We start from the raw sequence: 13,398 nt of genomic DNA on the forward strand, positions 1-13,398 counted from the left end.
CCGATGGGCGTCCTGGCCGCACCGCAGCAACTGGTCCGACAATCTTCCACGAATGACGGCGGCGACATCGCGGCGCGCCTGCGCGCCTGGCATGACGAGGCCACGGCGCTGTGCTTCGTCTATGCCAGGTCGCTGGGCGGCCTGGTGCAGTCGGGCCGCGGGCGCATCGCCGTGCTCAATGAGATGGCGCTGACGATCGATGCGGGCGGCTCGACCCTGCTGGTGATGCTGGCCGGCGCCCGCTACGACGACGCGCCGCAGATTTTCTTCACGCCCGACCTGGGCAGCCATTTCCAGGTAGCCGGGATCGGCATCAGCCTGGGCAACCACGACTGGCTGTTCTTCTCGCCCGACGAAGTGCCGCCGACGGCCTTGCCCGGACTGCGTTAGCCTTCGCCAGCCACCCGCGCCACATTGCCGCAGTCGCTGCCCAGCCATTTACCCGTGCCGCTGGTTTTCTGGGTCACCATCATGCCATTCGGACCGGCCACGGTGGCAGTCGAGTCGAAGGTGTAGGCGGTCTCGCTCGGGGTCTTCACAACGGCATCGATTTTCATCTGCGGCTGGGTGCACTGCATGCTGACATTCATGCCGCCAGTGGCGGGCGTCGCATTCCTGGTGCAGCCGTCAGGACCTTTTTTGCCAAATACGTCGAACTTCGCGATGTCCTCTTTCGTGATGCACTGTTTCGTGCGCAGTCCATCGTCCGTGAACTCCGTTCCATTGGCGCCCAGCCTTTTTTGTATCTCCGCGCGCTGGGCCGGCGACATCGAGGCCATCTGATTCTTCATCAACGCGGCGATGCCCGCCATCTGATTGCCCCCTCCCTGGCCGGGCAGTGTCATGTCGATCTGCCACAGTCCAGGCTTGATATTGACTTGCTGCGCAAACGCATTCGTTGCGCACAAGGTCGCCATGCTCAATGCGATGCTTGCAATCCGAATCATTCTCATAGTCGCTCCTAATGGTTGGCCACCAGTGTAGCCGACCTGGCTCTGCAGCCGCGCATGCAACGCGACCCGCCAAATTCCAGGCACAGGCATCCAATCCAATTAGGGTCAGAGTCGAATTAATTGGCAATTTCCCCAAAACCTTACGAATCAATTAGGGTCAGAGTCAAATTATTGAGCAATTTCCCGGCGCTGGCAGTCTTTCCAACGGCGCGGCGCCATACCAATTCGCCACAGTGTGATTTTGCATAAGCGATCGTCAGGCTGATTTTGATTTCGCTCGAAGCAATCATCTTCTATCCGGGGAGCTACATCTTCACGGCATCTAAAATCAACCGCGCCTTTCGTTTGCGCAAAAAGTTATCAAAAAATTCGACTCTGACCCTAATTGATTCGTAAGGTTTTGTGGAAATTGTCAAATAATTCGACACTGACCCTGCCGGGGACCCTGCCGGGGCTGACCCTGCCGGGACGATCCCTTACAACGAATGAAGCCAGGCGTAAACGACAAAGCGCGCCTTGCTCGCGCAGGCGCGCTTTTTGACGGATATTAAATGGCGCTCACTTGGTCGCCAGCACCCACTTGACCAGCGAGCGCGCCTCGGCCTCGCTCACCTGCGGATTGGCCGGCATCGGGATCGGGCCCCAGGTGCCCGCGCCGCCTTTCAGCACCTTCTGCACCAGCTTGTCCTCGGCGCCCTTCTGGCCCGCGTACTTCTCCGCGACGTCCTTGTAGGCAGGACCGACCAGCTTGGTGGCGACGGTGTGGCAAGCCATGCAATTCTTGGCCTTGGCCAGATCGGCCTGGGCGTACGCACCCGACGACGCGAAAGCCGACAGCACCACACACAACATCAGGGACCGCTTCATTTGTTTCTCCGAATTTATGACTGATTGGATTTTACCCCCTTTCCCACTGGGGCAAAGAGGTCGATACACTCTGTAACGCGATCGCCATGTTTATCAATATCCTGTAACAAGAAACAGACAAATTCACCCACCGATCCCGCATTGTCAAAGGCGAACGATCACACGTCCGGCAGGACGGCCTTCCACCAGGAAGCGCATCGCTTTCGGCGTCGCTTCGAACGGATACACCTTCGCCACGACCGGTTTGATCTTTTCCTCGGCCAGCAGCCGGCTGATGCCTTGCCAGGCCAGCGCCCACCGCTCCGGACTCTCGAACGGGAAATTAAAGCCACGAATCTGCGCGGCTTTCCAGATCAGCTTCGTCACGTCGATCGCGACTTCACGCCCGGCCGAATAGCCGACCGTGACGACGGTCCCGCGTGCGGCCAGCACCTACAGCGAGGCGGAAAGCACGGGACCGCTCAAGCCATCGACGACCACGTCCACGCCACGGCCGCCGGTTTCGCGCAATATCGCCTCTGCCAGCACGGCCTCGTTCATGTCGATGACATGGTCGAAACCCGCCGCACGCGCCAGCGCCGCCTTGCCTGGGGAACCCGTCGACGACAGGACGAGGCCGGCGCCCATGGCGCGCGCCAGCTGGAACGATGCATTGCCGATGCCGCCAAACACACCGGGACTGAAGACGATCTTGCCAGCTTCGAAACCGCCCATCTCGAGCGCCATCCAGGCCGAAATGTAAGCGACGGGCAGGCCTGCCGCTTCGATCAGATCGATATTGTCCGGGATACGGAAGAGCATCGACTTCGGCACGGCCACATACTCGGCATAGGCGCCCGCTTCCAGCACCCCGAACGGCCCGCCGAAGGCAACCCGGGTCCCGGCGGGAAACTCCGCATCGCCCCGCTCGACCACCCCCGAGCCCTCATTACCAAGTATCAGGGGCGCGGCGACCATCGGCATCTTGCCATGCAGGATGGCGTGATCGACAACATTGACGCCGGCGGCCACCACCCGGACCAGAAGCCGGTCCTGATCCGCTATTGGCATCGCGGTTTGTTCGAGCCGGATTCCGCCAAACCCCGTGAATGAATTTGCCACGAATGCACGCTCATCAATGCTCCTTCCTGTTTTCCGTGGCCCGGCCAGCCACCAGGCCCGCGAGCGCCTCGGCGGCCTTATAGCCATGGGCGACGCCCTCGACCAGGATGACGTCGGCCGACGCATTCGCGGTGCGTAGCGCAATGATGTCCTGGTAGGCGGCCGAGCCGTACCAGCCCTCGGCACTGGCGCTGTCCGGAAACTCGATGAGGACGAGCTGGCCGGTCCACGCGCCTTCCAGCGGCTTGATGGCGCCGCCATGGACGCGGAACCGCCCCGCGTAAGGGGCGAGCGTCGCGTCGATGCGGCCGAGGTATTCGACGATGTCGTCGTTGACGGTCGAATGCGTGATGTGTGCGAGAGCGAATGTTGTCATGGGTTTCCCGAAAATGTGAAGGTCATACGAGGATCAACGCGGCTTTTCCCAGCATGGATCCCGCTTCCAGGGCGCGATGCGCCCGCGCGCCTTCGGCCAACGGAAAGGTCTGGCACACGTGCGGCGTCAGGCGGCCGGCGGCTACCCACTCGGCCAACTGGCGCAGGCCGGCGCCATCGGGCTGGACGGCGACGCTGGAAAAGCGCTTGCCGGCCGCAGCGGCCATCGCCGGCATGTGGCCATGGCTGAGGCCAAGCGCCGTCACGACGATCCCGCCGGGCCTCAACACCTGCAACGAGCGTTCGGCGCAGTCTCCGCCGACCACGTCGAAGACCACATCCACGTCCCGCACCTGCTCGGTGAAATCGACTGCGGTGTAATCGATGACCTCATCCGCACCGCATCCACGCACGAAGGCGTGCTTGGATGCGCTGGCGGTTGCGATCACATGCGCGCCCATGGCCTTGGCCACCTGTACCGCGAGGTGGCCGACGCCGCCGCCTGCGCCATGGACCAGGACACGCTGCGAAGCCTGCAGCCGCGCGATGTCGCGCAGCGCCTGCAGCGAAGTCAGGCCGGCCAGTGCCAGCGACGCCGCCTGGGCGTGGCTCAGTTGCGCAGGCTTGTGCCAGAGCTGCCCCGCGGGCGCCACGACGTACTCGGCGTAGGCATTGGCGGCGCGCGGGAACAGCGGCATGCCGAACACCTCGTCGCCGACCTTGAACGTCGTCGTGCCGAGCTCGATTTCCTCGACCACGCCGGAGATGTCCCAGCCCGGCACCACCGGCGCCGGCCCCAGGATCGGCATCACGCCGGCGCGCACGTACAAGTCGATCGGATTGACGCTTGCCGCATGAACGCGCACCAGCACGTCGCCGAAGTTGCGCACGGGGCGCGGCCGCTCTTCCAGCACGAGGACGTCGGGACCGCCGAAGCTGTGTTGAATCAAACTCTGCATTGCAATTCTCCTGGTTGGTTGGCCGCTTGACCGGCCGCGCAGGCATTGTCGGATTCATGGTCTCTGATGTAAACTAGGCACCTTTATGGAAGGTAGGTACCTGATGGATACCATACTCAATGGCTTGACGCCCAGCCAGCGTCGCAAACTGCCGCCTGCCGACGTCTTCAACGGGAATTGCCCTTCGAGGGAGCTGGTCGAAATCCTGTCGGGCAAATGGGCGACGCTGCTGCTGTGGTCGCTCGCGCGTGAACCGATGCGGTTTGGCGAGTTGCGGCGCCGGCTGGATGGCGTCACGCAGAAAATGCTGACGCAGACGCTGCGTACGCTCGAGCGCAATGGCCTGGTGTCGCGCACCGTATACGCCACCACGCCGCCGAGCGTGGAATACGCGCTGACGCCGCTCGGGGTGAGCGTGTCGGGAATCGCCGAGCAGATGTGCCAGTGGGCGCAGGTACACATCAAGGACGTGATCGTGGCCCGCCAGGGTTATGACAAGGCTGCGCTGCGGCCGGACGGCGTATCGATCGTCACGGGTGGCAAGCGCCAATCGTGAGTTCACATTAATTCGCCCCACAAGCATCGTTTTCTTTGTAAGATGCCTGCTTGTAAGGAGTACAGCTCATGCCCCTGATCCTGTTGATCGTCGCCCTGGCCGCCCTGCGTTTCTTCGAGGTCTGGCGTTTTGCCGAACTGTCCTGGTGGGTCATCGCCGGGCTGTTCGTTGCCGCCTTCATCTGGTTCGAGTACATCGAGAAGATTCTCGGGCTCGACAAGAAAAAAGAACACGAGCTGCAGGACAAGCGCCGCAACGAGCGCATCAAGAAGCCCCTCGACAAGCGCCGTTGAACCAGCGGGCCCTGTGATACATTGGGAATATCACAGCCCTAGCCCAATCATCACCCATGCATCCCGAACTGCGCCAGTTGCGCCATTTCGTCACCGTGGCCGAAGAGCTGCATTTCGGCCGCGCCGCGCGCCGCCTGCACATGACCCAGCCGCCGCTGTCGCAGAGCATCGCCAACCTCGAAGAACTGCTCGGCGCTCAGCTGTTCGTGCGCAACCGGCGCATGGTCGGCCTCACCGCGGCCGGCGCCGCCCTGCTGCCGGAAGCGCGCCGCATCCTCGAGGAGGCCGCCGCGCTGCCCGAACTGGTGCGGCGCGCGGCCAGCGGCGAAGCGGGCCGCCTGGCCCTGTCCTTCGTCTCGACCGCCGGCCTGGGCATGCTGCCCGACGTGCTGCGCCGCTATCGCGCCGCCTATCCGGCCGTGCGCCTGGTGCTGCAAGAGGCGACTTCCGACGTCCAGTTCGATGAACTGCTCTCGGGCCGCATCGACGCCGGCTTTGTCATTCCGCCGCAGCCGGGCGCCGCCGACGACATGGCCGACGGCGCCCTGGATTACCTCAAGATCGTCGACGAGCCGCTGGTGCTGTGCGCGCCGAGCGGCCTGGCAGCGTTGTCGGCGCCCGGCCCGGTGCGCCTGCGCGACCTGCCGCCGCTGCCGCTGGTGATCTTCCCGCGCGCGGTGGCGCCGAGCCTGCACGACGCGATCCTGGCCTGCTTTCGCGCGGCCGGCGTGCCGCCCACCATCGGCCAGGAAGCGATCCAGATGCAGACCATCGTCAGCCTGGTCTCCGGCGGCATGGGCTTGGCACTTGTGCCACAATCCGTGTCGAACCTGATGCGTCCCGGCGTAGAATACCGTGCCCTGCGCGACCCGGCGCCGCTGGCCGAAACCGGCCTGGCCTGGCGGCGCGACAACGATTCGCCCGTGCTGAGGGGCTTCCTGGAATGTTTGAAGAATTGAAGAGAGACTGACTATGCTGATTCATCCGCAGCCGGACCCGATCGCGATTGCGCTCGGCCCGGTGCAAATCCACTGGTACGGCCTGATGTACGTGGTGGCCTTCGCCCTGTTCATCATCCTGGGTCGGGTGCGCATCCGCATGCCGCACGTGGCGGCGCAGGGCTGGACCCGCGACGACCTGGACGACATGCTGTTCTACGGGATGCTGGGCGTGATCGTGGGCGGCCGCCTGGGCGAAGTGCTGTTCTACCAGCCGCTGTACTTCCTCGAACATCCGCTCGAGATCTTCATGATCTGGAAGGGCGGCATGTCCTTCCACGGCGGCTTCCTGGGCGTGCTGATCGCGATGGCGCTGTGGTCGCGCAAACGCAAGCGCAACCTGCTCGACGTGTACGACTTCATCGCGCCGCTGGTGCCGCTCGGCTATGCCGCCGGCCGCATGGGCAACTTCATCAACGCCGAACTGCCGGGCCGTCTGGCCGACCCGAGCCTGCCGTGGGCCATGCTGTGGCCCGGCGTGGCCGGTCCGCGCCACCCGTCGCCGCTGTACCAGGCGCTGGTCGACGGCGTGCTGGTATTCGTGATCCTGTGGATGTTCGCGCGCAAGGCGCGTCCGCGCCTGGCGGTCGGCGCCATGTTCACCCTGCTGTATGGCTGCGCGCGCTTCTTCACCGAATGGTTCCGCGTGCCGGACTGGGAAACCACCGTGTTCGGCCTGCCGATCACCTCGGGCCAGGTGCTGTCGCTGCCGATGATCGTCGCCGCCCTCGTCATGCTGGCCTGGGCCTATCGCCAGGCGCCGGGCAGGCCTGTGACCGCCTGATCGAGCTCTGAGTGGGCGAGCGCACAGAGCGCTCGTCCTTCACGCCCGACAATGAGGCTCCACGGATCGGAGCCCTCATGGATCAAACAAGGCGCAAGCTGCATACCGGATGGTGGCTGCTGCTTGCCGCCATCGTCGTATTGACAGGCATCGCCTTCGCCATCATGTGGCGCCCCGCGCTGGCGCCGCAAGCCACGCCACCTTCCTTCGACCAGGCCCGCATCGAGCGCGGCGCCAATCTCGCCCATCTCGGCATGTGCGCTTCGTGCCACACGGCCGACCTGGCGCGCCCCTTCGCCGGCGGCAAGCCGATGGAGACGCCGTTCGGCACCGTCCACAGCACCAATATCACGCCCGACGCCGACACCGGCATCGGCGCCTGGAGCCCCGAAGTGTTTACCAGGGCGATGCGCGAGGGCGTCTCGCGCGACGGCCACCGACTCTACCCCGCCTTCCCCTACAACCACTACATGCGCATGACGCAGGACGACATCGACGACCTGTACGCCTACTTCATGACGCGCACCCCGATCGCCGAGCCGGCGCCCGCCAACGACATGACCTTCCCCTTCGGTTTCCGGCCGCTGGTCGGGTTCTGGAACGTGCTGTACCTGGATGACGCGCCGTGGCGACCCGACCCGCGACAATCGGCCGAATGGAACCGCGGCGCCTACCTGGCCGACGCCGTTGCCCACTGCGCCGCCTGCCATACGCCGCGCACGAAGCTGGGCGGTCCGGATATCAAGCGCCAGCTCGATGGCGGCGAAGCCGAGGGCTGGTACGCGCCCGCGCTGAACCGTAATTCGCCGTCGCCGCTGCCATGGACACGCGAAGAGCTGCAGGCCTACCTGCGCACCGGCATGGCCGAGGATCACGCGGTCGCCGGCGGCCCGATGCAGGACGTCGTGATGCACCTGGCCCAGGCCGATGAAGGCGACGTCGCCGCGCTGGCCGCGTGGACCCTCAGCCACCTGTCGCAGGCGCCACTACGCACGACGCCGGCGCAGCGCGATGGAGCGCTACCCGAACCCACCGCCGACGATCCGGAACTGCCGCGCATGCGCCTCGGCTATGAGTTGTACGCCAATTCCTGCGCGCGCTGCCACGACGTCGGCCGTGCCCCGAGCTCGGGCACTGCCCTGCCGCTACAGAAAGCGATCGCCCTGTACGACCCCGACCCGCGCAGCCTGATCCACATCGTCGACACCGGCATCCTGCCGCCGGATGGCGAGCCGGGACGCTGGATGCCCGGCTTCGAGGCGATCCTGAGCGATGAACAGGCCGGCGCGCTGGCCGCCTACCTGCGCAAGTACGGCGCCGGCCAGCCGGCCTGGCCGCAACTGGACGAGCAAGTGAGCAAAGCGAGAGCACCATGACGACCTACCGCCTGCAGGTGAACGGCAAGCGCCACGCCGTCGATACCGATCCCGATACCCCGCTGCTGTACGTGCTGCGCAACGACCTGGCCCTGAATGGCGCCAAGTTCGGCTGCGGCCTGGGCCAGTGCGGCTCCTGCACCGTGATCATGGACGGCAAACCCGTGATGTCCTGCCTGGTGCCCGTGTCGAGCGTCGGCACGCGCGCCGTGCGCACCGTCGAAGGCCTGGGCGACAGCGACAAGCCCGGCGTGCTGCAGCAGGCCTTCATCGACGAGCAGGCGGCGCAATGCGGCTACTGCATCGCGGGCATGATCATGCAGGCCAGCGCACTGCTCGAACGCGAACCGAATCCGAGCGACGCCCGGATCCGTGCCCACATGTCGCCCAACCTGTGCCGCTGCGGCACCCATATGCGCATCCTGCGCGCGGTGCGGCGTGCCGCCGACGTGCTGGCAAAGGGAGAAAAGCGATGAGCGCAGACCAGGGCCGCCGCCGCTTCCTGGCCGCGGGCGGCGCATTGACGCTGTCGTTCGCCATGCCGGCGTGGTCCGCGCAAGACGCATTACCGAAAAGCCTCGAAAAAACGCCCTGGCTCGACGCCTGGATCCGCATCGACGCCGATGAACGCATCACGGTCTTCACCGGCAAGGCCGAGCTGGGGCAAGGCATCAAGACCGCGCTGCTGCAGGTCGTGGCCGACGAGCTGCGCATCGCACCGGGGCGCCTGACGCTCGTCACCGCCGACACCGCGCGCACGCCGGACGAAGGCATGACCGCCGGCAGCAACTCGATGAAGGACAGCGGCGCCGCGCTGCGCCATGCGGCGGGCCAGGTGCGGATGCGCCTGGGCGCGCTGGCGGCGGCGCGCCTTGGAACGCCCGCGGCCGGCCTGGCATTGAAGGATGGCGCCTTCATCGCCCCTGACGGCCGTCGCGCCAGCTTCGGCCAGCTGGTCACCGGCCAGGAACTGCACCTGCGCGCCACGTCGCAGCCGGCGCCGCCCGCTCCCGGCCCCAAGACCGCAATCGGCCAGTCGCTGCCGAGGATCGACATCCCGGCCAAGGTCACGGGCGGAGCCGCCTACGTGCAGGACCTGCGCCTGCCGAATATGGTGCATGCGCGCGTGGTGCGCCCGCCCGCGCAGGCGGCGACTTTGAGCGCGGTGGATACGGCCGCCGTCATGCGCCTGCCCGGTGTCTTGAAAATCGTGCGCGACGGGCGCTTCCTGGCCGTGATCGCGGACGGCGAATACCGCGCCGTGAAAGCCGCCGCGCTGCTCGCGCGCGCCGTGCGCTGGGAGACGCCGGCCGCGCTGCCAGTCCATCCCGACATCAAAGCGCTGGTGATGGCCCAGCCGGCCGAACCGGCGACCATCCTCGAACGCGGCGCACGTGTGCACGAAGGCACGCACTTCAAGGCCACCTATACCCGCCCCTTCCAGCTGCACGCCTCCATCGGCCCGTCCTGCGCCGTGGCGCAACTAGTGGAAAACCGCTACACGGTCTGGACCCACTCGCAAGGCGTGTTCCCGCTGCGCGGCGCGCTGGCCGAACTGCTGGGAGTAAAGGAGGACGCAATCCGCTGCATCCACGTCGAGGGCTCGGGCTGCTATGGCCACAACGCCGCCGACGACGTGGCGGCCGACGCCGCCCTGCTGGCGCGCGCCTTCCCGGGCCGGCCGGTGCGGGTGCAATGGATGCGCGAGGACGAACACGGCTGGGAGCCGTTCGGTGCGGCAATGGTGGCGCAGGTGGCGGCCACGCTGGGCCCGGACGGCCGCATCGCCGACTGGCAGTACGACGTCTTCACGCCCCCGCACAACACCCGTCCCGGCAAGGCCGGCAACCTGCTGCCAGCCACGCATCTGGCCAAGCCGTTTACGCCGCCGGTGCCGAAACCCAGCCCGCAGCCGGAAGGCAGCGGCGACCGCAACGCCATCCCCTATTACCGGCTGCCGAACGCGCGCGTGACCCATCACTTCCAGCCGAAGGCGGTCCTGCGCACCTCGGCCATGCGCGGCCTGGGCGCCTATTGCAATGTGTTCGCGATCGAGAGCTTCATGGACGAACTGGCGCGTGCGGCGAAAGTCGACCCGGTCGCGTTTCGGCTACGCCACCTGGACGATCCGCGCGCCATCGAGGTGGTGAAGCTGGCGGCGGCGAAGTTCGGCTGGGATGGCTACAAGAAAACTGCGCGGCGCGGGCGCGGTTTCGCCTTCGCACGCTACAAGAACCTGGCATCCTATTGCGCGCTGGCGGTCGAGGTGGAGGTGGCGCGCGAAACGGGTCTGGTGCGCGTGACGCGCGTATCGAGCGCCGTCGATTGCGGCGAGATCGTCAATCCGGACGGCGTGCGCAACCAGATCGAGGGCGGCGTCAATCAGTCGGCCAGCTGGACTTTACTGGAACAGGTGCGTTTCGACGCCGAGCGCGTGCTCACCGTGGACTGGGCCTCGTACCCGATCCTGCGCTTCGGCCAGGTGCCCGACAAGGTCGACGTGCACCTGATCGACCGCCCCGGCCAGCCCTTCCTGGGCACCGGCGAAGCAGCGCAGGGCCCGGCCGCGGCGGCGATCGCCAACGCGGTGTTCGACGCCAGCGGGCTGCGCATGCGCGACCTGCCACTGGATCGGGCGAGGATGAGAAAGGCTAGTTGAAAGCCTTCCAGAACATGTACACCGCCAGCGCATACAGAATCACGGCGAAGATGCGCTGCAGTTGGCGCACCGGCATCTTGTGCGCGGTGCGGGCGCCGAGCGGCGCCATGGTCACGCTGGCCAGCACGATGATGGCCAGCGCCGGCAGGTAGACGAAGCCCAGCGACCATGCCGGCAGGCCCGGCTCGCCCCAGCCATAATACATATTCGACAGCGTGCCCGAGAGCGCGATCGGAAAGCCCAGCGCCGCGCTGGTGGCGACCGCGTTATGGATGCGCACATTACAGCGCGTCATGAACGGCACCGAGACGAAGCCGCCGCCGGCGCCGACCAGTCCCGACAAAATCCCGATCAGGCCACCGGTGACGAACATGCCGGCCCGGCCCGGCAATTCGCGCGCCGCCGTCGGCTTCTTCCCGATCAGCATCTGGGTGGCCGAAAAGGCGACGAAGCAGCCGAAGAAAAAGGCCAGCACCGAGGTGTTCATCTGCTTGCCGATCCAGGGGCCGATCCAGGAGCCGATCAGGATGCCCGGCGCCAGCAGGCGCACCACGGGCCACAGCACGGCGCCGTGCTTGTGGTGGGCGCGCACCGAGGACATCGAGGTAAACAGGATGACGCCGAGCGCGGTGGCGATCGCCATGTGGACCACCAGTTCGTCGGCGAAGCCGCGCGCGGTGAAGATCATCGTGATGAAGGGCACCAGCACCATGCCACCGCCGATGCCGAGCAGGCCGGCCGCGAAGCCGCCGAAGGTGCCCATCGTCAGCAGGGCCAGGATCAGCCAGGGATCCATTCAGGCCCCCCTGGCGCGCACGAGTTTGACGACCGCATCCCATTCGGATCTGGTGACCGGCGAAATCGACAGCCGGCTGCCCTTTTGCAGCAGCACCATGCCGTCCAGTGCGGGAACGGTGCGCATCTCGGCCAGCGGCAGATAGCGCCCCGCTTCCCGCGCGCGCACGTCGATCGAGATCCAGCGCGGCGTTTCCGGGGTGGCTTTCGGGTCGTGGTAATGGCTGGAGGGGTCGAACTGGGTGGCGTCGGGATAGGGTCCGCTCGCGATCTCGGCCAGCCCGGCCACGCCCGGCACGGCGCAGCTGGAGTGATAGAACAGGACGCCGTCGCCGACGGCCATCGCGTCGCGCATGAAGTTGCGTGCCTGGTAGTTGCGCACGCCGAACCAGGCCACGGTCTGGCCGGGTGCGGACAGGACGTCGTCGAAACTGACTTCGTCCGGTTCGGATTTCATCAACCAATAGCGCATCGCGCCGTTCTCCCTGCAAGGCGCCGTCACGGTTGACGCGCGCACAAAAAAAAGCGGCTGCGTACAGAGTGCGCAACCGCTTGTGTATTCTAGCCCCCGCCAGTGCCGTTTTTGCCGGCATCCTGAACCAAAACGGTTCAAGGCGGTCACGGTCAGATCAATTTCGGGTTCGTCAAACGAGTGACGCTCACTCCCATCGAACTTGTTCCACGACCTATGCGTAAGAATGGTTCAAGGAATATATGGCAAATCTCGAACACCGCAGGGTAGAGCGCAGTGTACTCTTTTGAAGCGGCATGTCAAACGGATTCGGCTTTTCAGAAAAGATTTTCCTGGGGCGCCAGCGCCTTGTCGAGCACCGTGTGCATCGCTTCCAGCTTTTGCTTGACCTCGAGGATCGACATGTCCGACAGCGGCCCCTGCGGCGACTTCACCGACAGGAATTCCGCGGCGACGCTTAGCGCGGCCATGACGGCGATGCGGTCGGTGCCCCTCACCTTGCCCGAATCGCGCAGCTGGCACATCTTGCCGTCGAGGTAGCTCACCGCCTCACGCAGGGTGCGCTCTTCGCCGTCGCGGCAGGCCAGGCGGTAGGGCTGGCCCATGATGGTGACGTCGAGATGGATCATCGTGCTGCCTCACTATCGCCTGGTGCGCCGGTTGCCGTGCCGGCCGAATCGCCGGCGGCTTCGTCTTCCCCGCCCTCTTCGCCGTCCTCATCGGGCGGCTTGGGCAGCTCATCGAGCAGGGCCTCGACCCGGCGCTGGGCCTCGATCAGGCGTTCCTTGAACGCCAGGTTCTCGGCGCTGAGCAGGGTATTGGCCTGACGCAGCAAATAGTTCTCGGCGCGCAACGACTGGGTCAGCTGGGCGAGCCGGTCGATTTTGTCTGAGAGGTCTTGGAATTCGGAAATCATTCGACACTATAGGATCGAGATGGATTTTCCGTCAACCGAATCGCGCTGCGGTGCGGCAAGACCCGTCTGGATGGCCCTGCCGCGGCGGCCTGGCGTGCGGCAGGAAAGCGCCAGGCAGTGTACGCTGCCCGCCTCTTGCCTGTTCTGCACTTGTCGGCAAGAGATGCTAAAAATGCATTGCGCAGGGCCGACACCGGCTTGCGCTGGCTCAAGCGTACAAAACTATATCTACCGCCAGGCGCTTGAAAAGGCAAGTTATCGTCCCTATAATTAGCACTCGTTAGCTGAGAGTGC

Annotated in this window: 18 protein-coding genes and 1 other RNA gene; 8 read left to right on the plus strand and 11 right to left on the minus strand. The window is 65.6% G+C overall.

Annotation, left to right across the window (positions count from 1 at the left end; translation table 11 throughout):
* Nucleotides 1-3 precede the first annotated feature (3 nt).
* Nucleotides 4-390, plus strand: a complete 387-nt coding sequence (locus SOM61_RS23625) for a hypothetical protein (RefSeq protein ID WP_320476341.1) — start codon at nt 4-6, stop codon at nt 388-390.
* Here the strand turns inward: SOM61_RS23625 and SOM61_RS23630 are convergent.
* The 6 genes from SOM61_RS23630 to SOM61_RS23655 form a co-directional block, all read right to left on the minus strand.
* Nucleotides 387-917: a DUF3617 domain-containing protein gene (locus SOM61_RS23630; RefSeq protein WP_320476342.1), complete on the minus strand. Its 531-nt coding sequence runs from the start codon at nt 915-917 to the stop codon at nt 387-389. The two genes, SOM61_RS23625 and SOM61_RS23630, sit on opposite strands and share 4 nt — an antisense overlap.
* 594 nt (nt 918-1,511) lie before the next feature.
* Nucleotides 1,512-1,820, minus strand: a complete 309-nt coding sequence (locus SOM61_RS23635) for a c-type cytochrome (RefSeq protein ID WP_320476343.1) — start codon at nt 1,818-1,820, stop codon at nt 1,512-1,514.
* Between the two features lie 144 nt (nt 1,821-1,964).
* Nucleotides 1,965-2,252 (minus strand): zinc-binding dehydrogenase, encoded by a 288-nt coding sequence (locus tag SOM61_RS23640; protein WP_320476344.1) that lies wholly within the window; start codon nt 2,250-2,252, stop codon nt 1,965-1,967.
* Entirely contained in the window at nt 2,253-2,921 is a 669-nt protein-coding gene (locus tag SOM61_RS23645) for a quinone oxidoreductase family protein (protein ID WP_320476345.1), read from the minus strand.
* 13 nt (nt 2,922-2,934) lie between these two features.
* Nucleotides 2,935-3,297, minus strand: coding sequence for a DUF1330 domain-containing protein (locus SOM61_RS23650; RefSeq protein ID WP_320476346.1), 363 nt, complete (start codon nt 3,295-3,297; stop codon nt 2,935-2,937).
* A 22-nt stretch (nt 3,298-3,319) separates the two neighbouring features.
* Nucleotides 3,320-4,255, minus strand: coding sequence for an NADP-dependent oxidoreductase (locus tag SOM61_RS23655; RefSeq protein WP_320476347.1), 936 nt, complete (start codon nt 4,253-4,255; stop codon nt 3,320-3,322).
* A 103-nt stretch (nt 4,256-4,358) separates the two neighbouring features.
* Between SOM61_RS23655 and SOM61_RS23660 the strand changes: the two genes are divergently transcribed.
* The 7 genes from SOM61_RS23660 (at nt 4,359) to SOM61_RS23690 (ending at nt 10,921) form a co-directional block, all read left to right on the plus strand.
* The gene (locus tag SOM61_RS23660) at nt 4,359-4,811 is read left to right on the plus strand and encodes a winged helix-turn-helix transcriptional regulator (protein WP_320476348.1); all 453 of its coding nucleotides are present in this window, start codon (nt 4,359-4,361) and stop codon (nt 4,809-4,811) included.
* A gap of 68 nt (nt 4,812-4,879) precedes the next feature.
* Nucleotides 4,880-5,104, plus strand: coding sequence for a TIGR04438 family Trp-rich protein (locus tag SOM61_RS23665; RefSeq protein WP_320476349.1), 225 nt, complete (start codon nt 4,880-4,882; stop codon nt 5,102-5,104).
* 56 nt (nt 5,105-5,160) lie between these two features.
* A complete protein-coding gene (locus SOM61_RS23670) occupies nt 5,161-6,063 on the plus strand; it encodes a LysR family transcriptional regulator (protein ID WP_320476350.1) in 903 nt (300 codons plus the stop codon).
* 13 nt (nt 6,064-6,076) lie between these two features.
* Nucleotides 6,077-6,886: a prolipoprotein diacylglyceryl transferase gene (lgt, locus tag SOM61_RS23675; protein ID WP_320476351.1), complete on the plus strand. Its 810-nt coding sequence runs from the start codon at nt 6,077-6,079 to the stop codon at nt 6,884-6,886.
* A 77-nt stretch (nt 6,887-6,963) separates the two neighbouring features.
* A complete protein-coding gene (locus SOM61_RS23680) occupies nt 6,964-8,262 on the plus strand; it encodes a c-type cytochrome (protein WP_320476352.1) in 1,299 nt (432 codons plus the stop codon).
* The gene (locus SOM61_RS23685; protein ID WP_320476353.1) at nt 8,259-8,738 is read left to right on the plus strand and encodes a (2Fe-2S)-binding protein; all 480 of its coding nucleotides are present in this window, start codon (nt 8,259-8,261) and stop codon (nt 8,736-8,738) included. The genes SOM61_RS23680 and SOM61_RS23685 overlap by 4 nt, the downstream gene beginning before the upstream one ends.
* Nucleotides 8,735-10,921 (plus strand): xanthine dehydrogenase family protein molybdopterin-binding subunit, encoded by a 2,187-nt coding sequence (locus SOM61_RS23690; protein ID WP_320476354.1) that lies wholly within the window; start codon nt 8,735-8,737, stop codon nt 10,919-10,921. The genes SOM61_RS23685 and SOM61_RS23690 overlap by 4 nt, the downstream gene beginning before the upstream one ends.
* On the opposite strand, the gene SOM61_RS23695 is transcribed toward SOM61_RS23690, so the two are convergent.
* From SOM61_RS23695 to SOM61_RS23715, 5 genes are all read right to left on the minus strand, one after another.
* Complete coding sequence (locus SOM61_RS23695; protein WP_320476355.1) at nt 10,914-11,717, minus strand: sulfite exporter TauE/SafE family protein; 804 nt, start codon at nt 11,715-11,717, stop codon at nt 10,914-10,916. The two genes, SOM61_RS23690 and SOM61_RS23695, sit on opposite strands and share 8 nt — an antisense overlap.
* Nucleotides 11,718-12,188 carry an EVE domain-containing protein gene (locus SOM61_RS23700; protein WP_320476356.1) on the minus strand — a complete coding sequence of 157 codons (471 nt, stop codon included), beginning with the start codon at nt 12,186-12,188 and terminating at the stop codon, nt 11,718-11,720.
* Between the two features lie 89 nt (nt 12,189-12,277).
* Nucleotides 12,278-12,459, minus strand: a non-coding RNA gene (gene ssrS / locus SOM61_RS23705) — 6S RNA.
* A 46-nt stretch (nt 12,460-12,505) separates the two neighbouring features.
* Nucleotides 12,506-12,817, minus strand: coding sequence for a cell division protein ZapA (locus SOM61_RS23710; protein WP_320476357.1), 312 nt, complete (start codon nt 12,815-12,817; stop codon nt 12,506-12,508).
* Nucleotides 12,814-13,104 carry a hypothetical protein gene (locus SOM61_RS23715; RefSeq protein ID WP_320476358.1) on the minus strand — a complete coding sequence of 97 codons (291 nt, stop codon included), beginning with the start codon at nt 13,102-13,104 and terminating at the stop codon, nt 12,814-12,816. The genes SOM61_RS23710 and SOM61_RS23715 overlap by 4 nt, the downstream gene beginning before the upstream one ends.
* Nucleotides 13,105-13,398 lie beyond the last annotated feature (294 nt).

Origin of the sequence: Massilia sp. CFBP9012 (assembly GCF_034045115.1) — a bacterium.
Lineage (GTDB): Bacteria > Pseudomonadota > Gammaproteobacteria > Burkholderiales > Burkholderiaceae_D > Telluria.

Coding starts and splice junctions, on each gene's coding strand:
- SOM61_RS23625 (WP_320476341.1), top strand. CDS start 4: ATGGGCGTCCTGGCCGCACCGCAGCAACTGGTCCGACAATCTTCCACG.
- SOM61_RS23630 (WP_320476342.1), bottom strand. CDS start 917: ATGGCGACCTTGTGCGCAACGAATGCGTTTGCGCAGCAAGTCAATATC.
- SOM61_RS23635 (WP_320476343.1), bottom strand. CDS start 1,820: ATGAAGCGGTCCCTGATGTTGTGTGTGGTGCTGTCGGCTTTCGCGTCG.
- SOM61_RS23650 (WP_320476346.1), bottom strand. CDS start 3,297: ATGACAACATTCGCTCTCGCACACATCACGCATTCGACCGTCAACGAC.
- SOM61_RS23655 (WP_320476347.1), bottom strand. CDS start 4,255: ATGCAGAGTTTGATTCAACACAGCTTCGGCGGTCCCGACGTCCTCGTG.
- SOM61_RS23660 (WP_320476348.1), top strand. CDS start 4,359: ATGGATACCATACTCAATGGCTTGACGCCCAGCCAGCGTCGCAAACTG.
- SOM61_RS23665 (WP_320476349.1), top strand. CDS start 4,880: ATGCCCCTGATCCTGTTGATCGTCGCCCTGGCCGCCCTGCGTTTCTTC.
- SOM61_RS23670 (WP_320476350.1), top strand. CDS start 5,161: ATGCATCCCGAACTGCGCCAGTTGCGCCATTTCGTCACCGTGGCCGAA.
- lgt (WP_320476351.1), top strand. CDS start 6,077: ATGCTGATTCATCCGCAGCCGGACCCGATCGCGATTGCGCTCGGCCCG.
- SOM61_RS23680 (WP_320476352.1), top strand. CDS start 6,964: ATGGATCAAACAAGGCGCAAGCTGCATACCGGATGGTGGCTGCTGCTT.
- SOM61_RS23685 (WP_320476353.1), top strand. CDS start 8,259: ATGACGACCTACCGCCTGCAGGTGAACGGCAAGCGCCACGCCGTCGAT.
- SOM61_RS23690 (WP_320476354.1), top strand. CDS start 8,735: ATGAGCGCAGACCAGGGCCGCCGCCGCTTCCTGGCCGCGGGCGGCGCA.
- SOM61_RS23695 (WP_320476355.1), bottom strand. CDS start 11,717: ATGGATCCCTGGCTGATCCTGGCCCTGCTGACGATGGGCACCTTCGGC.
- SOM61_RS23700 (WP_320476356.1), bottom strand. CDS start 12,188: ATGCGCTATTGGTTGATGAAATCCGAACCGGACGAAGTCAGTTTCGAC.
- SOM61_RS23710 (WP_320476357.1), bottom strand. CDS start 12,817: ATGATCCATCTCGACGTCACCATCATGGGCCAGCCCTACCGCCTGGCC.
- SOM61_RS23715 (WP_320476358.1), bottom strand. CDS start 13,104: ATGATTTCCGAATTCCAAGACCTCTCAGACAAAATCGACCGGCTCGCC.